A 22,154-nucleotide genomic window follows, 5' to 3' on the forward strand; every position below is an offset into this window, starting at 1 on the left:
CCCCGCGCACCTTAGCTGTTTGGCATGAAGAACCGCAGTCAAGTCCAAGCACCGCGGGTGCGATTCCCTCACGACCCACACCGCTTCGGTCGGTCACTCAGTGTGGAGGACCATCCATCATGGCAAAGGCGCTTCTCGGTTACGTCGGCGGTTCCGACCCGCGACTCCTCGCCGAGATGCGACGGCTCCAGCAGCGCGTCCAGGACCTCGAGTCCGAGCTCAACCGGATTCAGTCCGAGAACGACGTGCTGTCCGCTGCCGCCGCTTCGCACCGCGGAGATTCGCTGCTCGAAGGCATCGACATCGACGTCCCGCAGGCGGAGCCCGCGCTCACCTGACCCCGGGGTGAGAGAGGCTTCCGTCCCTCTCGTCGAGATCGAGAGATCCGCAAGACCTGCAATGTATTGCAAGGGACGCTCCGGCGTCCCTTCTTTCTTTCTTCCGGCGCACGATGGGCCGGCCCGCCTTTCCCTTACGGTCTGATGTGCCCTGCACCTTCCTGGGCGAAACCGAGAGCGAAAGGTAGAGTCCGGCGGCGTGCACCTCAAGGCCCTCACTCTGCGCGGATTCAAATCCTTCGCGTCCGCGACCACGCTGAAGTTCGAGCCGGGCATCACCTGTGTGGTGGGCCCCAACGGATCCGGCAAGTCCAACGTCGTGGACGCGCTGAGCTGGGTCATGGGGGAGCAGGGCGCCAAGTCGCTGCGCGGCGGAAAGATGGAGGACGTCATCTTCGCCGGGACGACCGGCCGACCGCCGCTCGGCCGCGCCGAAGTCTCCCTCACCATCGACAATTCCGACGGCGCGCTGCCCATCGAATACGCCGAAGTCACCATCACGCGGATCATGTTCCGCAACGGCGGCAGCGAATACCAGATCAACGGCGACACCTGCCGGCTGCTCGACATCCAGGAACTGCTCTCCGACTCCGGCATCGGCCGCGAGATGCACGTCATCGTCGGGCAGGGCCAGCTCGACTCCGTCCTGCACGCCGACCCCATGGGGCGGCGCGCCTTCATCGAGGAGGCCGCGGGCGTCCTCAAGCACCGCAAGCGCAAGGAGAAGGCGCTGCGGAAGCTGGACGCGATGAAGGCCAACCTCGCCCGGGTCCAGGACCTCACCGACGAACTGCGCCGCCAGCTCAAGCCCCTCGGCCGCCAGGCCGCCGTCGCGCGCCGCGCCGCCGTCATCCAGGCCGACCTGCGCGACGCCCGGCTCCGCCTGCTCGCCGACGACCTCGTGACGATGCGGGAGGCTCTCGGCGCCGAGATCGCCGACGAGGCCGAGTTGCTTCGCCGCAAGGAGAGCACGGAGGCCGATCTCAAGGCGGCCCTGGCCCGCGAGGCTCGGCTGGAGGACCAGGTGCGGCAGCTGTCGCCCCGGCTCCAGCGCGCCCAGCAGACCTGGTACGAGCTGTCCCAGCTGGCCGAGCGGGTGCGCGGCACGATCTCGCTGGCCGACGCCCGGGTCAAGAGCGCGAGCGCGCAGCCGCCCGAGGAGCGGCGCGGGCGCGACCCGGAGGACATGGAGCGCGAGGCCGCCCGGATCCGCGAACAGGAGGCCGAGCTGGAGGCCGCCCTCGAAGCGGCCGAGCACGCCCTGGAGGACACCTCCGCCCATCGCGCCGATCTTGAGCGGGAACTCGCCGTCGAGGAACGGCGTTTGAAGGATGCGGCCCGGGCCATCGCGGACCGGCGCGAGGGCCTCGCGCGGCTGCACGGGCAGGTCAACGCGGCGCGGAGCAGGGCGGGTTCCGCGCAGGCCGAGATCGACCGGCTCGCCGCCGCGCGCGACGAGGCGGGCGAGCGGGCCGCGCTCGCACAGGAGGAGTACGAGCAGCTCAAGGCCGAGGTGGACGGCCTCGAAGCCGACGACACCGAGCTCGCCGAGGCCCATGACGCGGCCAAGCGCGAGCTCGCCGCGGCCGAAGCCGCGCTCGGCGCCGCCCGCGAGGAGGCCACCGCCGCCGAGCGGAAACGTGCCGCCACCGCCGCCCGGCACGACGCGCTCGCGCTGGGGCTGCGCCGCAAGGACGGCACGGGCGCGCTGCTCGGCGCCCGCGACACGCTGACCGGACTGCTCGGCCCCGCCGCCGAACTGCTCACCGTGGCACCCGGGTACGAGGTGCCGGTCGCGGCCGCCCTGGGCGCCGCCGCCGACGCGATCGCGGTGAGCGGGCCTTCGGCGGCCGCAGAAGCCATCCGCATGCTGCGCAAACAGGACGCGGGCCGCGCCGCCCTGCTCCTGAACGGCGCCCCGGAGGACGAGTACGTGCAGTCGGCGCGCGGGGAAGGACCACCTCGCGCCGCCGACCTGGTCCGCGGCCCCGCCGAACTGATGCCCGCCGTACGGCGCCTGCTGCGCGACGTCGTCGTGGTCGGCACCCTGGACGACGCCGAGGACCTGGTCTACGCGCGGCCCGCGCTGACCGCCGTCACCGCCGAAGGCGACGTACTCGGCGCCCACTTCGCGCACGGCGGATCGGCCGGCGCGCCCAGCCTCCTGGAGGTCCAGGCCTCCGTCGACGAGGCCGCCGCCGAGCTCGCCGATCTGGCCGTACGGTGCGAGGACCTGGCCCGCGTGCAGCAGGAGGCCACCGAGCGGCGCGGTGAACTGACCGCAGCGGTCGAGGAGTTGGGGGAGCGGCGGCGGGTCGCCGAGAAGGCGCGGTCCTCCGTCGCCCAGCAGCTCGGCCGGCTTGCCGGGCAGGCGCGCGGCGCGGCCGGCGAGGCCGAGCGGACCGCGGCGGCCGCCGCCCGCGCCCAGGAGGCCCTGGAGAAGGCCACCGAGGAGGCCGAGGAGCTGGCCGAACGGCTCCTCGTCGCCGAGGAGATGCCGGTCGAGGAGGAGCCCGACACGTCCGTACGGGACCGGCTCGCGGCCGACGGCGCCAACGCGCGCCAGACCGAGATGGAGGCCCGGCTCCAGGCCCGTACCCACGAGGAGCGCGTCAAGGCGCTCGCCGGGCGGGCCGACGGCCTCGACCGGGCGGCCCGGGCCGAACGCGAGGCGCGGGCCCGCGCCGAGCAGCGCCGCGCCCGGCTGCGCCACGAAGCGGCCGTCGCCGCGGCCGTCGCGTCGGGCGCCCGCACCCTGCTCGCCCACGTCGAGGTGTCGCTGGTGCGGGCCGAGCGGGAGCGGGCCGGGGCCGAGGCGGCCAAGGCCGAGCGCGAGCAGGAGCTGACCGGGGCCCGCGGCGCCGGCCGGGACCTCAAGGCGGAGCTCGACAAACTCACGGATTCGGTTCACCGCGGCGAGGTACTCGGTGCCGAGAAGCGGCTGCGGATCGAGCAGCTGGAGACCAAGGCGCTGGAGGAACTGGGGGTCGAGCCGGCCGGGCTCGTCGCGGAGTACGGGCCCGACCAGCTGGTGGCCCCCTCGCCGCCCGCCGAGGGAGAGGAGCTGCCGGATGACCCTGAGCACCCCCGCAACCAGCCGGTCCCCTACGTGCGCGCCGAGCAGGAGAAGCGGCTCAGGGCAGCCGAACGGGCGTATCAGCAGCTCGGGAAGGTCAACCCGCTCGCCCTGGAGGAATTCGCCGCCCTCGAGGAGCGCCACAAGTTCCTCTCCGAGCAGCTGGAGGACCTCAAGAAGACCCGGACCGACCTCCTTCAAGTGGTGAAGGAGGTGGACGAGCGGGTGGAACAGGTGTTCACGGAGGCCTACCGCGACACGGCCAGGGAGTTCGAGGGGGTCTTCTCGCGGCTCTTCCCGGGCGGCGAGGGCCGGCTGGTCCTGACCGATCCGGGCAACATGCTGACCACCGGGATCGACGTCGAGGCGCGCCCGCCGGGCAAGAAGGTCAAACGGCTCTCGCTGCTCTCGGGCGGCGAGCGCTCACTGACGGCCGTCGCGCTGCTCGTGTCCATCTTCAAGGCCAGGCCGAGCCCGTTCTACGTGATGGACGAGGTCGAGGCAGCCCTCGACGACACCAACCTCCAGCGGCTGATCCGGATCATGCAGGAGCTCCAGGAGTCCTCGCAGCTGATCGTGATCACGCACCAGAAGCGGACCATGGAGGTCGCCGACGCGCTGTACGGCGTCTCGATGCAGGGCGACGGCGTGTCCAAGGTGATCAGCCAGCGGCTGCGCTGAGGTCGGCGGCGGTCCGCCCGGTACCGCGCGGCCGATCCCCGGGCTGACCTCTACTTCTTCAAGTCTTGAACATTCGGCGGCGAGTCGTGCCTGCAAATTCACAACCGAACAGGTATTGACTTCGAAACTTGAAGGCATAGTCTCTGCAACGTTGCTTTTACCTTCAAGTGGTGGGTGACAGGAAGTTGTGCGCCACTTGGAGGAGTCCCCCCACGCCCGGCGACGCTGCAGGGCGGCCCCAGGAGTACACGTGACCAGTACCGCGCAGGCGCAGGCGTCCGGAGGCGGCCAGACCGCGCCGGACCACCTCGGCCATGTCATCTTCATCACGGCGGCGGCCGCGATGGGCGGCTTCCTCTTCGGCTACGACAGTTCCGTGATCAACGGCGCCGTAGAGGCGATCCGTGACCGGTACTCCATCGGGTCCGGGACGCTGGCCCAGGTGATCGCCATCGCCCTGATCGGCTGCGCGATCGGCGCCGCCACCGCGGGCCGGATCGCCGACCGCATCGGACGCATCCGCTGCATGCAGATCGCGGCGACCCTGTTCACCATCAGCGCCATCGGCTCCGCGCTGCCGTTCGCGCTGTGGGACCTCGCGTTCTGGCGGATCATCGGCGGCTTCGCCATCGGCATGGCCTCGGTCATCGGCCCGGCCTACATCGCCGAGGTCGCCCCGCCCGCCTACCGAGGCCGGCTCGGCTCCTTCCAGCAGGCCGCGATCGTCATCGGTATCGCGATCTCTCAGCTCGTCAACTGGGGCATCCTCAACGCCGCCGGCGGCGAGCAGCGCGGCAAGATCATCGGGCTTGAGGCCTGGCAGGTCATGCTCGGCGTGATGGTGATCCCGGCCATCCTGTACGGCCTGCTCTCCTTCGCCATCCCCGAGTCGCCGCGCTTCCTCATCTCGGTCGGTCGCGACGCCGACGCCAAGAAGGTGCTCGCCGACGTCGAGGGCAAGAACGTCGACCTCGACGCCCGCGTCGCCGAGATCGAGCACGCCATGAAGTCCGAGCACAAGTCGACCTTCAAGGACCTGCTCGGCTCCAAGTGGGGCTTCCTGCCGATCGTCTGGGTCGGCATCGGCCTCTCGGTCTTCCAGCAGCTCGTCGGCATCAACGTCGCGTTCTACTACTCCTCGACGCTGTGGCAGTCCGTCGGCATCGACCCGTCGAGCTCGTTCTTCTACTCGTTCACCACGTCGATCATCAACATCATCGGCACCGTGATCGCGATGGTCCTGGTCGACCGGGTCGGCCGCAAGCCGCTCGCGCTGGTCGGCTCCATCGGCATGGCGGTCGCGCTGGCCGTCGAGGCCTGGGCCTTCTCGGCCCACCTCGTCGACGGCAAGCTCCCCAACACCGAGGGCGTCGTGGCCCTCATCGCCGCCCACGTCTTCGTGCTCTTCTTCGCCCTGTCCTGGGGCGTCGTGGTGTGGGTCTTCCTCGGCGAGATGTTCCCGAACCGGATCCGCGCCGCGGCCCTCGGTGTCGCCGCGGCCGCCCAGTGGATCGCCAACTGGGCCATCACGGCGAGCTTCCCGAGCCTGTCGGACTGGAACCTGTCGGGCACCTACATCATCTACTCGGTCTTCGCCGTGCTCTCGATCCCCTTCGTGCTCAAGTACGTCAAGGAGACCAAGGGCAAGGCGTTGGAGGAGATGGGCTAATCCCCGCTGCCCCTCTCCTCTCGCCAAACCGCCCCGGCTCGCCATCGAGCCGGGGCGGTTTGGTGCTGAATTCACCATTCCGGGTGGTCCGTGCCAGGATCCGGATCATGGAAAGACAGAGCAATCCCCTCGTCATCCACATCTTCTTAGGCGTGGGCGCGGCCACCCTGCTGCCCGGGATATCGCTGCGCGAGCAGTCCTCGGCGATCCTGGGGCTGGCGATCACAGGGATTGTGTTCGTGGTCGCCAACCAGATGATCAGGTGCTACCCGAACGACATCAGGAGCACCCCGCCCATCACCCTGCTGGTCCTCGGCGTCGTCGGCGTCGTCCAGGACACTCTGCTGTGGCTGCTCGCCGAATGGGTCGGCGGCAAGCTGGACGGCTTCGAGGTCGACGGCTTCGGAACGGCGCTGCTCGGCGGCCTCATCGTGCGGGCCGTGACCCTGGTGCTCATGGCCCTGACGCCGAGCCGGGAGAAGGAGCCGGCCTGAGCGGCCTCGGCCCCGACAGGGGTACGGGGACTGCGCGACCGGGCCCCACCGGCCCTGCGGCCGACGCACCCCACATCCCGCGGAGCGCTCAGAGCGCCGGCAGCACCCGCTCGCAGAACAAGTGCAGGCTGCGCCACGCCTCGTCCACCGGCATTCCGCCGCACAGGGGGTGCAGGACCAGGCTGTCGGCTTCCAGGGCCGCGCACTGCTCCGGCGTCACGATGCGGTAGACGCCCTCCGCGCGCAGCTCCTCCACCGTCGTGGCGCCGGACTTCACCGCCGAGCGGATGTCCTTGGACTGCCAGGACGCGTACATCCGTGCCTCGTGCAGGAAGTGTTCGCCGTACTCGGCCCACGTCCGGTCCGGGTCCTCGCTGATGTGCAGCAGAGGCGTCTCGGCCGCGGGCATCATGCAGAAGCCCTCGGTGCCGTACTCGGCGAGCTTCTCGTTGTAGTGCGCCTCGAGTTCGGGCAGATGAGCGCTCGGGAAGAACGGCAGGCCGAGGCGGGCCGCGCGGTTGGCGGCCGCCCGTGAGGAGCCGCCGACGAGCAGCATCGGGTGCGGCTCGGTGAACGGGCGCGGGGTGACGCGTACGCGGCGCCCGCGGAAGGTGAACTCCTCACCCGTCCACGCCTTGAGGAGGGTTTCGAGCAGTTCGTCCTGGAGCTTGCCGCGCCGGCCCCACTCGACGCCCTGCTGCTCGTACTCGGCGGGCCGGTACCCGATCCCCGAGACGGTCACGAGCCGGCCGCCGCTGACCAGGTCGAGCACCGCGATGTCCTCGGCAAGGCGCAGCGGGTCGTACAGCGGGCCGATGATCGCGGAGACCGTCACCGCGATCCGGCGGGTGGCGCCGAAGACCGCGCCCGCGAAGGCGAAGGGGGAGGGCAGCCAGTTGTTGTCCGTGCCGTGGTGCTCCTCGGTCTGGACGGTGTCGATGCCCCGGTCGTCGGCGTACGCCGCCATCTCCAGGGCCGCCCGGTAGCGCGCGGACAGCGACTGCGCGGTGGTGTCCGGGTCCACCAGATTCATGCGTACGACCGTGAACGGCATGGAAAAGTCCCCCTCCACCGGGCGGGTTCCGCAGAACCCCGGGCAGAGGGGGACGGTAGCTGACGCCGCGTCAGACGGCCAGGGTCTCGGGGGACTTGGCCGGATCAGAAGCCTCATGGGGCTCAGAAGGCTCTGCGGTCACCACGGGCGGCTTGGGCAGCACGACGTACAGGAGGCCGGAGATCACGATGGTGGCGACCCAGCCCAGGCCGTACTCGCCGACCGGGTTGTTCCCGGACAGCGGGCCGGTGAACCAGTCGGACTTGGTGAACATCAGGCCGCCGAGCAGGCCGATTGCCCAGGCGATGACGGCGGCCGGGGAGAAGCCGCCCTTGTACCAGTAGGCGCTGGTGCGCGTGGTGTCGAGCAGCGCCTTCGCGTCGTACTCGGTGCGGCGCAGCATGTCCGCGCCGAACACGCCGACCCAGGCCGAGAACGCGACGGCGAGCAGCGAGAGGAAGGCGATGAACGAGCCCATGAAGCTGGTGGCGACCAGCATCAGGATGCCGCCGAAGATCAGCGAGATCAGCGCGTTGACGGACACCGCCCAGTGCCGCGGGATCTTGAAGCCGAGGGTCTGCGCGGTGAAGCCCGCCGAGTACATCGACATCGAGTTGATCAGCAGCATGCCGACCAGGGCGATCAGCAGGTACGGCACCGCGATCCACATCGGCAGGATCTCGCCGAGGAAGGACACCGGGTCGGCGGCCGAGGCCAGGTCCGGCGTCGAGACCGCCATGACGGCGCCCATCAGGACCATCGGCAGCACCACGATGCCGGCGCCGCCGATCGAGTTGCCCACGATCGCCTTGGCGGAGGCGTTGCGCGGCAGGTAGCGGGCGAAGTCGGGGGCGGACGGGATCCAGCTGACACCGCCGGCGGCGATCATGCCGGTGCCCGCGACCATCAGCGAGGTCTTGCCGGCCGGCTGGTGGAAGACGGCCGACCAGTCGGTGTTCATGACGAGGTAGACGAGCACCAGGATCGAGAACGCGCCGAACAGGAACGTCGCGTACTTGTTGCACTTCTGCACGACGTGGATGCCGAGGCCCGATATCGCGAACGTGATGACCACGAAGACGGCGAGCGTGACGATGATCAGGAACGTGTTGCTCTTGATCCCGAAGAGGATGTCGAGCACGGTGAGCACCGCATAGGCGCCGGTCACCGCGTTGATGGTCTCCCAGCCCCAGCGCGCCACCCAGATCAGTGAACCGGGCAGCAGATTGCCCCGCTGGCCGAACACCGCACGCGACAGCGCCATGCCGGGTGCGCCGCCGCGCTTGCCGGCGATCCCGATGAGCCCGACCAGGCCGTACGAGAGGACGGGCGCGGCCACGGCGACCACGATCGCCTGCCAGAAGTTGAGCTTGTACGCGACGACGAGGCTGGCGCCCATCGTGAGCAGCAGCACGCTGATGTTCGCGGCGACCCAGGTGGGAAAGAGCTCGCGGGTTCTCGCGGTGCGCTCCGCGTCCGGCACGGGCTCAAGGCCGCGTGTTTCCAGGGCGCTCTGCGGTTCGTCGGTGGTGCCAGTGTTCATGGGGGTGGAGTTCCATGCCTCTCGCTCGGCTCGACGCTGAGCCGGTGGGGGTGGTCGAAGGGGACTCTACGCGCGTTGATGCGCCCACCTCTATCGTACTTTAATCTGACACCCGTCCCATAATTCCCTTCCGTTCTCGGAGGAAGCCACAAACTGGGTGCTCGTGGGCCCGTACCCGATACTGGGAGAGTTATGGAATTCGTCATCCTTGCTGTAGTCATCGCCCTGGTCGCGGTCGGCGCCATCAGCGGGCTCGTGGTCAGCAGCCGCAAGAAGAAGCAGCTGCCGCCCACCGCCCCGCCGAGCACGCCGACCATCACAGCCCCGCCCGCCGAACCTCAGGTCGGTGAGGACGCCGCGGAGACGGCGCAGGAACCGCGCCGCACCATCGAGGAGGTCGGCCTTCCCGCGGCACCCGCCGCGCCGGTCGTCGTCGAGGAGCCGGTGGCTCCCCAGGCCCCGGCCATCGAGGTCCCCGAGCCCACCGCCGGCCGGCTCGTCCGGCTGCGGGCCCGCCTCGCCCGCTCGCAGAACTCGCTCGGCAAGGGGCTGCTCACCCTTCTCTCGCGCGAGCACCTCGACGAGGACACCTGGGAGGAGATCGAGGACACCCTGCTGACCGCCGACGTCGGTGTCGCGCCGACCCAGGAGCTGGTCGACCGGCTCCGCGAGCGCGTCAAGGTGCTCGGCACCCGCACGCCCGAGGACCTGCGCACCCTGCTGCGCGAAGAGCTCCTCACCCTGCTCGGCACCGACTTCGACCGCGAGGTCAAGACCGAGGGCGGCGAGACCGTCCCCGGCGTCGTGATGGTCGTCGGCGTCAACGGCACCGGCAAGACCACCACCACCGGCAAGCTCGCCCGCGTCCTGGTCGCCGACGGCAAGTCCGTCGTCCTCGGCGCTGCCGACACCTTCCGTGCGGCCGCCGCCGACCAGCTGCAGACCTGGGGCGAGCGGGTCGGTGCCCGCACGGTGCGCGGCCCCGAGGGCGGCGACCCCGCCTCGATCGCGTTCGACGCCGTCAAGGAAGGCATCGCCGAGGGCGCTGACGTCGTCCTGATCGACACGGCCGGCCGCCTGCACACCAAGACCGGCCTCATGGACGAGCTCGGCAAGGTCAAGCGCGTCGTCGAGAAGCACGGCCCGCTGGACGAGATCCTGCTCGTCCTCGACGCCACGACCGGCCAGAACGGGCTGGTCCAGGCCCGGGTGTTCGCCGAGGTCGTCGACATCACCGGCATCGTCCTGACCAAGCTCGACGGCACCGCCAAGGGCGGCATCGTCATCGCCGTCCAGCGCGAACTGGGCGTGCCCGTCAAGCTCGTCGGCCTCGGCGAGGGCGCGGACGACCTGGCCCCGTTCGAGCCGGAGGCGTTCGTGGACGCCCTCATCGGAGAGTAGCCGCACCGGTTGCGCACGAACGCCCCGCCGCATCGACAAGGATGCCGCGGGGCGTTCCCTCGTACGGGTGGTTTACGCCGCCGAGCGGTGGCAGATGTACGCGAGCGTGCCCAGGAGCAGGCGGGCCTGCGGCGGCCGCGTAGCCGTGTCCAGGGACGGCGGGCGCAGCCAGCGCACCTCACCCGACGGCGGCGCCGGTACGTGGCTGCCGCGCGGCGGGCAGCGCAGGTCCAGGACGGCATCGTCCCAGCCCATCCGGTAGAGCAGCCCCGGGAGTTCGGCCGAGGCGCCCGGGGCCACGTAGAAGTGGGTGCGGCCGGTCGGCGTCGTCGAGACCGGGCCCAGCGGGAGACCCATCCGCTCGAGGCGCACCAGGGCCCGCCGCCCGGCCGGAGCCGCCACGTCCAGGACGTCGAAGGTCCGCCCGACCGGCAGCAGCACCGCCGCGCCCGGGCACTGCGACCAGGCCTTGGTCACCTCGTCCAGCGTGGCGCCCGCCGGGACCTCGGGCGCGAAGCCGAGCGGGTGCGCGCCCGGCGCCGTACAGGTCGAACTGCCGCAGGAACACTCGCCGTTCAGGGCGCGGGCGCCCGGTGCGACGTCCCAGCCCCACAGCCCGGTGTACTCGGCCACCGCCGTGACCTCGCTCGTTCGGGTGATGCGTGCGGAGCGGCCGCGGCGCCAAGAGCCGGGCCGGGTCTCCTTGATCCCCCGGCTGCCGCCGATCGTGAAGCCCATGCCCCCTCCAACGGGTCTGCCGCGTCGGTGGTTACGACGCCAGTGACATAGTCGTGACGATCCGGAGTTTTCCCGTCACATTCCGTCTCCGCCAGGTCGGACACGGTCGTGAACGGGGTGGTGCGAAACGCGCCGTGCGCCCCGGCTCGCTTCGCTCCACCCGACGCTGATCGTCATGTGTCAAGTGAATCGCGCCTGGCGGCAGGGGAGTTCATTCGAAGGGGTGGCGAATGGTGGCGTTTCTGGAATCGCCATGGCCGGACGCGTGATCGTAGGATTACCGTCGGTACACAGACCTTGGGGGTATACGCACCCGCGGGTATGCCGGAGGCAAGCCGGTTTCCGGTCCGGGCGGGTGCAACCGCAGGACAGGAGGCCCAACTCGCGGCATTCTGATAGAGGTTCGCGCAATCGATGCACAACCGAGGCTTCAGCGGATTGGGGGCGTTCCAGTGGGCGGCAGTGGGGCTAGCGAAACGAGCGCCGGCAAGCGCCCCAACGAGCAGCTGAGTTCGTGGTTCGTCCGCAGCGGCTGGTCGAAGGGCGAACTGGCGCGCCAGGTGAACCGCCGGGCGCGCCAGATGGGCGCGCACCACATCAGCACCGACACCTCCCGGGTGCGGCGCTGGCTCGACGGCGAGATGCCCCGCGAGCCCATTCCCCGGATCCTCTCGGAGCTGTTCTCCGAGCGCTTCGGCAGCGTCGTCGCCATCGAGGACCTCGGCCTGCGCCAGGCCCACCAGTCGCCGTCCGTGTCCGGCGTCGACCTGCCCTGGGCCGGGCCCCAAACGGTTTCCCTGCTCAGCGAGTTCTCCCGCAGCGACCTCATGCTCGCCCGGCGCGGCTTCCTCGGCACCTCGCTCATGCTGGCCGCGGGCCCGGCCCTGATCGAGCCCATGCAGCGCTGGCTGGTGCCCTCGCTCTCCGGCGAGTCAGGCCCCAAGGAGACCGCCGCCAGCGCCCGGCGCCCCTCCCGGCTCTCGAAGCCCGAGCTGGAACTGCTGGAATCCACCACCGCGATGTTCCGCCAGTGGGACGCCCAGTGCGGCGGCGGGCTGCGCCGCAAGGCCGTGGTCGGCCAGCTCCACGAGGTCACCGACCTGCTCCAGGAGCCCCAGCCCGCGGCCACCTCCAAGCGCCTCTTCCAGTGCGCGGCCGAACTCGCGGAGCTGGCCGGCTGGATGAGCTACGACGTCGGCCTCCAGCCCACCGCCCAGAAGTACTTCGTGCTCGCCCTGCACGCCTCCAAGGAGGCGGGCGACAAGCCGCTCGGCTCGTACATCCTGTCCTCGATGAGCCGCCAGATGATCCACCTCGGCCGGCCCGACGACGCCCTGGAACTCATCCACCTCGCCCAGTACGGCAGCCGCGACTGCGCCACCGCCCGCACCCAGGCCATGCTGTATGCGATGGAGGCCCGGGCGTACGCCAACATGGGCCAGCCCAGCAAGACCAAGAGGGCCGTCCGGATGGCCGAGGACACCTTCGGCGACGCCGGGCTCGACGGCGAGCCGGAGCCCGACTGGATCCGCTTCTTCTCCGAGGCGGAGCTCAACGGGGAGAACGCCCACTCCTACCGCGACCTCGCCTATGTGGCCGGCCGCAGCCCCACCTACGCCTCGCTCGCCGAGCCCGTGATGGAGCAGGCCGTGGCCCTGTTCGGCAAGGACGAGGAGCACCAGCGCAGCTACGCCCTGAACCTGATCGGCATGGCCACCGTGCACCTGCTCAAGCGGGAGCCCGAGCAGTCGACCGTCCTTGCCGAGCAGGCCCTGCGGGTCGCCAAGCGGGTCCGCTCCGAGCGGGTCAACACCCGGCTGCGCAAGACCGTCGACACCGCCGCGCGCGACTTCTCGGACGTCGCCGAGGTGGTCCGGATGACCGACCTGCTCAGCAGGGAGCTGCCCGAGACGGCCGAAGCCGTCTGAGTCCGCTCCGCCCGAGGGTTCTCGCCCCGGCCGTGCGACGGCATACAAGACCCCGGCCGCGACGCTCACCCCGTTCAGCCCGACTCGGCACCCCCACGCCAGGTCAAGCGGGTGACGTCGCGGCCGGTCCGCTGTGCCCGGACGTACGCGGATGGTAGTCGCCGGCCCCCTTCTGATCCGGCAGTTCACTGGCGCGTAACACGCCCGCCCCCTTCGTCACTGCGGTGAAACATCGAGCGGCACCGCCGGAAACCGCGCTGGGACAACCTCAGGGCGCATAACCGGCCTCCAGCCAGTTCCCGCCCGAGTAACGCCCCCGCACGGGCCGTACCGACGACGAGGAGACGCCGATGCCTCCAGGCATCACGCTCGCAGCTGACGCTCCGCAGCTGTCCAGCGCCAACACCGGATTCATGCTGATCTGCTCAGCGCTGGTGATGATCATGACGCCCGGACTCGCCTTCTTCTACGGAGGCATGGTTCGCGTCAAGAGCACCCTGAACATGCTGATGATGAGCTTCATCAGCCTCGGCATCGTCACGATCCTGTGGGTGCTCTACGGATTCAGCCTGGCCTTCGGCGAGAGCAACGGCTTCATCGGCTGGTCCAAGGACTACTTCGGGCTCAGCGGCATCGGCCTGGTCCAGCTCTGGCCCGGATACTCCATCCCGATCTACGTCTTCGCCGTCTTCCAGCTGATGTTCGCGGTCATCACGCCCGCGCTCATAAGCGGCGCGCTCGCCGACCGTGTCAAGTTCACCGCCTGGTCGCTGTTCACCGCGCTGTGGGTCACCATCGTCTACTTCCCCGTGGCGCACTGGGTGTGGGCCTCGGACGGCTGGCTCTTCAAGAAGGGCGTCATCGACTTCGCCGGTGGCACGGCGGTGCACATCAACGCGGGTGCGGCCGCCCTCGGCGTGATCCTGGTCATCGGCAAGCGCGTCGGCTTCAAGAAGGACCCGATGAGGCCGCACAGCCTGCCGCTCGTCATGCTCGGCGCGGCCCTGCTGTGGTTCGGCTGGTTCGGCTTCAACGCGGGCTCCTGGCTCGGCAACGACGACGGCGTGGGCGCCGTGATGTTCGTCAACACCCAGGTCGCCACGGCCGCCGCCATGCTCGCCTGGCTGCTGTACGAGAAGCTCCGGCACGGCTCCTTCACCACGCTCGGCGCCGCCTCCGGCGCGGTCGCCGGCCTGGTCGCCATCACCCCGTCCGGCGGCTGCGTCAGCCCCCTCGGCGCGATCGCGATCGGTGCCATCGCGGGCGTCCTGTGCGCCATGGCCGTCGGCCTCAAGTACCGCTTCGGATTCGACGACTCGCTCGACGTCGTGGGCGTCCACATGGTCGGCGGCATCACCGGCTCGCTGCTCGTCGGCCTCTTCGCCACCGGCGGCGTACAGTCCACCGCCAAGGGCCTCTTCTACGGAGGCGGCCTGGACCAGCTCGGCAAGCAGGCCATCGGCGTCGGCGCGGTCCTCGGCTACTCGCTGGTGGTCTCGGCGGTCCTCGCCCTCCTGCTCGACAAGACGATCGGGATGCGGGTCCCCGAGGACGACGAGATCTCCGGCATCGACCAGGTCGAGCACGCCGAGACGGCGTACGACTTCAGCGGCGCGGGCGGCGGAACCGCCCCCCGCAAGACCGTGTCGGTCCCGGGCGAAGTGGCAGCGAACAAGAAGGTGGACGCATGAAGCTCATCACCGCGGTCGTCAAGCCGCACCGGCTCGACGAGATCAAGCAGGCCCTCCAGGCCTTCGGCGTCCACGGCCTGACCGTCACCGAGGCCAGCGGATACGGGCGCCAGCGCGGCCACACCGAGGTCTACCGCGGCGCCGAGTACACCGTCGACCTCGTACCCAAGATCCGCATAGAGGTCCTGGTCGAGGACGACGACGCCGAGGAACTGATCGACGTCGTGGTCAAGGCGGCCCGCACCGGAAAGATCGGCGACGGCAAGGTGTGGAGCGTGCCGGTCGAGACCGCGGTCCGGGTACGCACCGGCGAACGCGGACCTGACGCACTGTAGACACGGCGAGGAGCTGCTGGGTGACGAGCGTTGACGTGAGTACCGAATCCTGTGACGACGACTCGGAGCCCGGCGGTTACGCGGCGGCCCGGCTGCGCCTTCTCACCGAGAAGGGGCAGTCCGGGCCGCCGCGCCGTGCGGCGCTCGCCGAGCTGACCGACGACTGGCTGGCCGCACTGTTCGCGGGCGCCGCCGAGGAGGCCGGGGTGGCGGGCGCGTCCCTGGTCGCGGTCGGCGGCTACGGGCGCGGTGAACTCTCCCCGCGCAGCGACCTGGACCTGCTGCTCCTGCACGACGGGCGGGCCGACCCCGGGGCCCTCGCCCTGCTCGCCGACCGGATCTGGTACCCCGTGTGGGACCTCGGCCTGGCCCTGGACCACTCCGTACGCACCCCCGCCCAGGCCCGCAAGACGGCGGGCGAGGACCTCAAGGTGCAGCTCGGCCTCCTGGACGCCCGCCATGTCGCGGGCGACCTCGCCATGACGTCCGCGCTGCGCACCGCGGTCCTCGCCGACTGGCGCAACCTCGCCCCCAAACGGCTGCCCGAACTCGACGAGCTGTGCCGCGAACGGGCCCAGCGCCAGGGCGAGTTGCAGTACCTCCTCGAAGGCGACCTCAAGGAGGCCAGGGGCGGTCTGCGGGACGCGACCGCCCTGCGCGCGGTCGCCGCGTCCTGGCTGGCGGACGCCCCGAGGGAGGGGCTCGCCGAGGCCAGGCGCCGCCTCCTGGACGTCCGCGACGCGCTGCACCTGTGCACCGGCCGCGCCACCGACCGCCTCGCCCTTCAGGAGCAGGACGCCGTGGCGGCCGAACTGGAGCTCCTTGACGCCGATGTGATGCTCCGTCAGGTGTCCGAGTCGGCCCGCGTCATCTCCTACGCGGGCGACGTCACCTGGCGCGAGGTCGGCCGGGTGCTGCGGGCCCGCTCCGCCCGGCCCAGGCTGAGCCGGCTGTTCGGCGGCGGCCGCACCGGCGCCCCCGAGCGCACCCCGCTCGCCGAGGGCGTCGTCGAACAGGACGGCGAGGTCGTGCTCGCGCTGACCGCCCGCCCCGAGAAGGACCCGGTCCTCGCGCTGCGCGCCGCCGCCGCGGCAGCCCAGGCGGGCCTGCCCATCTCCCTGCACGCGGTACGCCGTCTGGCGGCCACCGCCAAGCCGCTGCCCACGCCCTGGCCCGCCGAGGCCCGCGAACAGCTCGTCACGCTGCTCGGCGCGGGGGAGTCCACCGTCCCCGTCTGGGAGGCCCTCGAAGCGGAGGGCCTCGTCACGCGGCTGCTGCCCGACTGGGAGCGCGTACGCTGCCGGCCCCAGCGCAACGCCGTGCACACCTGGACCGTCGACCGCCACCTCGTCGAGACCGCCGTGCGCGCCGCGCACCTGACCCGCCGGGTGCACCGCCCCGACCTGCTCCTGGTCGCCGCCCTCCTGCACGACATCGGCAAGGGCTGGCCGGGCGACCACTCGGTGGTGGGCGAGACCATCGCCCGTGACGTCGCCGCGCGGATCGGCTTCGACGCCGCCGACGTGGCCGTGATCGCCACCCTCGTACGCCACCACCTCCTGCTCATCGAGACGGCGACCCGGCGCGACCTGGACGACCCGGCGACCGTGCGCTCGGTCGCGGAGGCCGTCGGCTCGACCGGAACCCTTGAGCTGCTTCACGCCCTCACCGAGGCCGACGCGCTGGCCACCGGGCCCGCCGCCTGGTCCTCCTGGCGCGGCTCGCTCGTCGCGGACCTGGCCGCGCGGGCCTCGGCGGTCCTCGCCGGAAAGACCGCCGACCCCGAGCCGGCGGCGATCACCGCCGAACAGGAACGCCTCGCCGTCGAAGCCCGCCGCACCGGCGGGCCCGTCCTCGCCCTGCGGGCCCGGGCCGACGGATCGGACGAGCAGGAACCGCTGGGTGTGGAGCTCCTCGTCGCCGTCCCCGACCAGCCGGGCGTGCTGCCCGTGACGGCCGGGGTCCTCGCCCTGCACCGCCTCACCGTGCGTGCTGCGGAACTGCGCGCCCTCGAACTCCCCGACCCGGTCGGCGGCTCCGTACTCCTGCTGGACTGGCGGGTCGCCGCCGAGTACGGCTCGCTGCCGCAGGCGGCCCGGCTGCGGGCCGATCTGGTGCGGGCGCTCGACGGCTCCCTCGACATCGAGAGCCGCCTGGCCGAACGCGAGGCCGCCTACCCGCGCCGCCGGGGCGCGCAGGCGCCGCCGCCCCGGGTGACGGTGGCCCCCTCGGCGTCCCGGCACGCCACCGTCATCGAGGTGCGCGCCCAGGACGTGCCCGGTCTGCTGCACCGCATCGGCCACGCCCTGGAGACGGCGCGGGTACGGGTGCGCTCCGCGCATGTCTCGACGCTGGGGTCGAACGCCGTGGACGCCTTCTATGTGACGGACGCGGAGGGCGCGGCGCTGGCGCCGGAGGTGGCGGCCGAGGTGGCGGGGCAGCTGGAGTCGGCGCTGGGAGCGGCACCCGGCCCCGGGTAGGGGTCGCCTTGTAAAGGAGGCCTGCCGCAGGCACCCCCGCGCACCCCTATCCGCCGGGATACCCTGGGGGACGTTCACCCGACCGCCCCACGAGCCGAGGACCCGCGACCACCGTGTTCGATACCCTTTCCGACCGCCTGAGTGCGACGTTCAAGAACCTCCGGGGCAAAGGACGCTTGAGCGAGGCGGACATCGACGCCACGGCGCGCGAGATCCGCATCGCGCTCCTGGAAGCCGACGTCGCGCTGCCCGTAGTCCGCGCCTTCATCAAGCAGGTCAAGGAGCGCGCGTCCGGCATCGAGGTCTCCCAGGCCCTCAACCCCGCCCAGCAGGTCGTCAAGATCGTCAACGAGGAGCTCATCGGCATCCTCGGCGGCGAGACCCGGCGCCTGCGGTTCGCCAAGAACCCGCCGACCGTGATCATGCTCGCGGGCCTCCAGGGTGCCGGTAAGACCACCCTCGCCGGAAAGCTCGGCAAGTGGCTCAAGGCGCAGGGGCACTCCCCGCTCCTGGTGGCGTGTGACCTCCAGCGCCCCAACGCCGTCAACCAGCTGAGCGTCGTCGCCGAGCGAGCCGGTGTCGCGGTCTACGCGCCGGAGCCGGGCAACGGCGTCGGCGACCCGGTCAAGGTCGCCCAGGACTCGATCGAGTTCGCCCGGTCCAAGCAGTACGACGTCGTCGTCGTCGACACCGCCGGACGCCTCGGCATCGACCAGGAGCTGATGCAGCAGGCCGCGGACATCCGCGACGCCGTCAGCCCCGACGAGGTCCTCTTCGTCGTCGACGCGATGATCGGCCAGGACGCGGTCAACACCGCCGAGGCCTTCCGCGACGGCGTCGGCTTCGACGGCGTGGTGCTCTCCAAGCTCGACGGCGACGCCCGCGGCGGAGCGGCGCTCTCGATCGCCCACGTCACGGGCAAGCAGATCATGTTCGCCTCCAACGGCGAGAAGCTGGAGGACTTCGACGCCTTCCATCCGGACCGGATGGCGTCCCGCATCCTCGACATGGGTGACCTGCTCACCCTGATCGAGCAGGCGGAGAAGACGTTCAGCCAGGAAGAGGCCGAGAAGATGGCCTCCAAGCTGGCGTCGAGCAAGGGCAAGGACTTCACGCTCGACGACTTCCTGGCCCAGATGGAGCAGGTCCGCAAGATGGGCTCCATCTCCAAGCTGCTCGGCATGCTGCCCGGCATGGGGCAGATCAAGGACCAGATCAACAACATCGACGAGCGGGACGTGGACCGGACCGCGGCCATCATCAAGTCGATGACCCCCGGCGAGCGCCACGACCCGACCATCATCAACGGCTCGCGCCGCGCCCGTATCGCCAAGGGCTCCGGCGTCGAGGTCAGCGCGGTCAAGAACCTGGTCGAGCGGTTCTTCGACGCCCGCAAGATGATGTCCCGCATGGCCCAGGGCGGCGGAATGCCCGGCATGCCGGGGATGCCGGGCATGGGTGGCGGCCCCGGCCGGCAGAAGAAGCAGATCAAGCAGGCCAAGGGCAAGCGCAAGAGCGGCAACCCGATGAAGCGCAAGGCGGAGGAGGCCGCTGCCGCCGAGCGCAGGGCGCAGGGCGGCGCGCTCGGCCTGCCGGCCGCCGAGGAGCAGAAGAACTTCGAGCTGCCCGACGAGTTCAAGAAGTTCATGGGCTGATTGCCCGCAGTCGTGCGTGTGGGGCGCTTCCCGGCCGGTACGGGAGGCGCCCCTTCCGTATGCGGGCGCCCCGTCTCGTATACGGGCGACCCGTCGGGACCGCCCGGAATGCCTTATTTATACGGGTCTCCAATAATGGCGCGTACCGGCCATGAGGAGAGCACGTGCCCAGTTCCGTACCCCCGCGCGACCGCCCCGATCAGCCGTGGCGCTCGGAAGGGGCGCCACCGCCGCCCGCGCCGAAGAAGAAGATGCCCGGCGGCTGGGGCCGGCTGATCCTCACCGCGCTGATCGTGTACCTGATCACCAACCTGATCCTGTCGTTCTTCAACGACGGCGACGAGCCGACCGTCTCGTACACCGAATTCAGCAAGCAGGTCACGGCCGGCAACGTCTCGAAGATCTATGCCAAGGGCGACGCCATCCAGGGCCAGCTCAAGAACAAGGCGCCGGTCCCCTCCGGCGAGGGCAGCGGCGACTACACCAAATTCACCACCCAGCGGCCGACCTTCGCCGACGACGACCTGTGGGCCCAGCTGACCAAGCAGAACGTCACGGTCACCGCCGAGCCGGTCGTCGAGCACCGCAGCTTCCTCGCCAACCTGCTCATTTCGCTCGCCCCGATGCTCCTGCTCGTCGTCCTGTGGGTGTTCATCGCCCGCCGCATGAGCGCGGGGCTCGGCGGCGGCGCGGGCGGCATGCTCGGCCGCAAGACGCCGCCCAAGCCGGTCGAGATGGGGCCCGACGGCAAGCGCACCACCTTCGAGGACGTGGCCGGCATCGACGAGGTCGAGGGCGAGCTCAACGACGTCGTCGACTTCCTCAAGAACCCGGACGCCTATCGCGCGATGGGCGCGAAGATGCCCGGCGGGGTGCTGCTCGCGGGCCCGCCCGGAACCGGCAAGACGCTGCTCGCGCGGGCGGTCGCGGGGGAGGCCGGGGTGCCGTTCTTCTCGGCGTCGGCCTCGGAGTTCATCGAGATGATCGTGGGCGTGGGAGCCTCGCGGGTCCGCGAACTCTTCGCCGAGGCCCGCAAGGTGGCCCCCGCGATCGTCTTCATCGACGAGATCGACACCATCGGCCGGGCCCGCGGCGGCGGCTCCGGCATGGGCGGCCACGACGAGCGCGAACAGACCCTGAACCAGATCCTCACCGAGATGGACGGCTTCTCCGGCTCCGAGGGCGTCATCGTGCTCGCCGCCACCAACCGGTCCGACGTCCTGGACCCGGCGCTCACCCGGCCCGGCCGCTTCGACCGCATCGTCCACGTCAGCCCGCCCGACCGGGGCGGCCGCGAGGCCATCCTGAAGATCCACACCCGTGAGATCCCGATGGACCGGGACGTCGACCTGGAACAGGTCGCGCGCACCACCCCGGGCATGACCGGCGCCGAACTCGCCAACCTCGCCAACGAGGCGGCCCTGCTCGCCGTCAAACGCCAGCAGCGCGAGGTCACCCAGTCCGATCTGTCCGACGCCCTGGAAAAGGTCCAACTCGGCGCCGAGCGGCCCCTGGTGATGCCGTACGAGGAGCGCCGCCGCACCGCGTACCACGAGAGCGGGCACGCGCTGCTCGGCATGCTCCAGCCCGGCGCCGACCCGGTCCGCAAGGTCACCATCGTGCCGCGCGGCCGGGCCCTCGGCGTCACCCTGTCCACCCCGGACTCCGACAAGTACGCGTACACCGAGGAGTATCTGCGCGGCCGGGTCATCGGGGCGCTCGGCGGCATGGCGGCCGAGCAGCTCGTCTTCGACGTGGTCACCACCGGCGCCGAGAACGACCTGGAGCAGGTCACCAACATCGTGCGGGGCATGGTCGGGCGCTGGGGCATGAGCGAGAAGATCGGCCCGCTGTCCGCGCTGCCGAGCGATGCCCAGCAGGCCTACGGGCTCTCGGCCGCGCCCGGCACCCTGGACGCCATCGCCGTCGAGATGCGCCGCATCGTGGACGAGTGCTACGAGAAGGCGGTCCGGCTGCTTCGCGAGAACCGCGACAAGCTGGACGCCCTCGCCGAAGCCCTGCTCGCCAACGAGACCCTGGAGGAGGCGGCCGCCTACCAGGCGGCCGGAATCCCCCGCATGTCCAAGGCGGAGGCCTAACCCCTCTCGGCATTCTTATAAGAAGCGGCTGTTACGGACTTTCACGGTGTGCGGGCGATCAGATAACGGAAGACATTGGGCATCCACACCGTGCCGTCGCGCCGGACGTGCCCGTGCAGCGCCTCGATGAGCTCCTTCTCCACCTGGGCCTGGTCGGTGGCCCGGGCCGCCGCGTCGAAGGCGCCTGTCGACATCAGGCCCCGTACCGCACTGTCCAGATCCGCATAGCCGAACGGGCACGCCACCCGGCCCGAGCCGTCCGGCTTGAGCCCGGCGCGCGCGGCCACGTCCTCCAGGTCGTCGCGCGCGCTCGGCCGCCAGCGCGGGGCGTCGTCCAGGCGGGCCGCCAGCCCGGTCGCCACCCGCAGCACCGCCGAGGTGGCACACCGCTCCGGCGGGCCCCAGCCCGCCAGGACCACGGCGCTGCCGTGCTCCGCGAGCGCGACGGCTGCCTCCAGCGTGGACACCAGGCCTTCCGTGTCGCCGGCCGCACAGCCGATGGGCTCGAAAGCGGTGATCAAGTTGTACGGGGGGCGGTCCGGCTCCCTGGTGTCGGCGGGGGAGCCCGTCACCAGGCGGCTCGCGCCCATCCCCGGCGCGCCGTCCCGGCCGGTCTCGGACACCAGGCGCTCGCGCGCCAGCGCGAGGCGCGCGGCCCGCTCGGGGCGGTCGACGCCGGTGACCGCCGCCCCGCGCGAGGCCGCGATCAGCAGCGCGAGCCCCGAGCCGCAGCCGAGCCCGAGCAGCCGCGTGGCAGGACCCACGTCGAGCCGCTCGTACGCCGCCTCGACGAGGGGGACGAGCATCCGTTCCTGGATCTCCGCCCAGTCCCGCGCGCGCCCGGTCGTGCCCGCCGAGGGGGCGGAGGCCGTGCGGGACTGATGCCGGACGAGCGTTGGTGTCATGGAAAGCGCCCCAATCCGCCGAGAGGTCAGCTGTGCCCTGATTGACAGCCCCCCGTGAATGTCCGTA

The 22,154-nt window shown here is 71.0% G+C and carries 15 protein-coding genes; 11 read left to right on the top strand and 4 right to left on the bottom strand.

Annotated elements, in window-relative coordinates; all coding sequences use genetic code 11:
- The first annotated feature begins 119 nt into the window (after positions 1-119).
- From ABD346_RS27400 to ABD346_RS27415, 4 genes are all read left to right on the top strand, one after another.
- Positions 120-338: a hypothetical protein gene (locus ABD346_RS27400; RefSeq protein WP_053727915.1), complete on the top strand. Its 219-nt coding sequence runs from the start codon at positions 120-122 to the stop codon at positions 336-338.
- A gap of 199 nt (positions 339-537) precedes the next feature.
- Positions 538-4,095 (top strand): chromosome segregation protein SMC, encoded by a 3,558-nt coding sequence (gene smc / locus ABD346_RS27405; protein ID WP_344378481.1) that lies wholly within the window; start codon positions 538-540, stop codon positions 4,093-4,095.
- Between the two features lie 250 nt (positions 4,096-4,345).
- Complete coding sequence (locus ABD346_RS27410) at positions 4,346-5,764, top strand: sugar porter family MFS transporter (protein WP_344378484.1); 1,419 nt, start codon at positions 4,346-4,348, stop codon at positions 5,762-5,764.
- Positions 5,765-5,871: 107 nt separating this feature from the next.
- Positions 5,872-6,258, top strand: coding sequence for a phage holin family protein (locus ABD346_RS27415; RefSeq protein ID WP_344378486.1), 387 nt, complete (start codon positions 5,872-5,874; stop codon positions 6,256-6,258).
- A gap of 88 nt (positions 6,259-6,346) precedes the next feature.
- Here the strand turns inward: ABD346_RS27415 and ABD346_RS27420 are convergent, their stop codons facing one another.
- Both ABD346_RS27420 and ABD346_RS27425 read right to left on the bottom strand, forming a co-directional pair.
- Complete coding sequence (locus ABD346_RS27420) at positions 6,347-7,312, bottom strand: LLM class flavin-dependent oxidoreductase (protein WP_344378487.1); 966 nt, start codon at positions 7,310-7,312, stop codon at positions 6,347-6,349.
- Between the two features lie 70 nt (positions 7,313-7,382).
- Positions 7,383-8,855: a cytosine permease gene (locus ABD346_RS27425; protein ID WP_344378488.1), complete on the bottom strand. Its 1,473-nt coding sequence runs from the start codon at positions 8,853-8,855 to the stop codon at positions 7,383-7,385.
- A gap of 192 nt (positions 8,856-9,047) precedes the next feature.
- Here ABD346_RS27425 and ftsY point away from each other — a divergent pair, with 192 nt between their 5' ends.
- Positions 9,048-10,256: a signal recognition particle-docking protein FtsY gene (gene ftsY, locus ABD346_RS27430; RefSeq protein WP_344378489.1), complete on the top strand. Its 1,209-nt coding sequence runs from the start codon at positions 9,048-9,050 to the stop codon at positions 10,254-10,256.
- 72 nt (positions 10,257-10,328) lie between these two features.
- Here ftsY and ABD346_RS27435 read toward each other — a convergent pair whose 3' ends face one another.
- Entirely contained in the window at positions 10,329-10,994 is a 666-nt protein-coding gene (locus ABD346_RS27435) for a bifunctional DNA primase/polymerase (protein WP_344378490.1), read from the bottom strand.
- A 452-nt stretch (positions 10,995-11,446) separates the two neighbouring features.
- On the opposite strand from ABD346_RS27435, the gene nsdA reads away from it, so the two are divergent.
- The 6 genes from nsdA to ftsH all read left to right on the top strand — a co-directional run bounded on the left by nsdA (position 11,447) and on the right by ftsH (position 21,182).
- Positions 11,447-12,922, top strand: coding sequence for a transcriptional repressor NsdA (nsdA, locus tag ABD346_RS27440; RefSeq protein ID WP_344378492.1), 1,476 nt, complete (start codon positions 11,447-11,449; stop codon positions 12,920-12,922).
- Between the two features lie 350 nt (positions 12,923-13,272).
- Positions 13,273-14,613, top strand: coding sequence for an ammonium transporter (locus ABD346_RS27445; RefSeq protein ID WP_344378493.1), 1,341 nt, complete (start codon positions 13,273-13,275; stop codon positions 14,611-14,613).
- A complete protein-coding gene (locus ABD346_RS27450; RefSeq protein ID WP_053727924.1) occupies positions 14,610-14,948 on the top strand; it encodes a P-II family nitrogen regulator in 339 nt (112 codons plus the stop codon). The genes ABD346_RS27445 and ABD346_RS27450 overlap by 4 nt, the downstream gene beginning before the upstream one ends.
- Positions 14,949-14,968: 20 nt before the next feature.
- A complete protein-coding gene (locus tag ABD346_RS27455; protein WP_344378495.1) occupies positions 14,969-17,428 on the top strand; it encodes a [protein-PII] uridylyltransferase in 2,460 nt (819 codons plus the stop codon).
- A gap of 113 nt (positions 17,429-17,541) precedes the next feature.
- On the top strand, positions 17,542-19,083 hold the full coding sequence (gene ffh / locus ABD346_RS27460) for a signal recognition particle protein (protein WP_344378496.1): 1,542 nt from the start codon (positions 17,542-17,544) through the stop codon (positions 19,081-19,083).
- Positions 19,084-19,334: 251 nt separating this feature from the next.
- Positions 19,335-21,182, top strand: coding sequence for an ATP-dependent zinc metalloprotease FtsH (gene ftsH / locus ABD346_RS27465; RefSeq protein ID WP_381229302.1), 1,848 nt, complete (start codon positions 19,335-19,337; stop codon positions 21,180-21,182).
- Positions 21,183-21,223: 41 nt separating this feature from the next.
- Here ftsH and ABD346_RS27470 read toward each other — a convergent pair whose 3' ends face one another.
- Positions 21,224-22,087, bottom strand: a complete 864-nt coding sequence (locus ABD346_RS27470; protein ID WP_344378500.1) for an SAM-dependent methyltransferase — start codon at positions 22,085-22,087, stop codon at positions 21,224-21,226.
- Positions 22,088-22,154 lie beyond the last annotated feature (67 nt).

This window comes from Streptomyces mauvecolor, assembly GCF_039532965.1.
GTDB lineage: Bacteria > Actinomycetota > Actinomycetes > Streptomycetales > Streptomycetaceae > Streptomyces > Streptomyces violascens.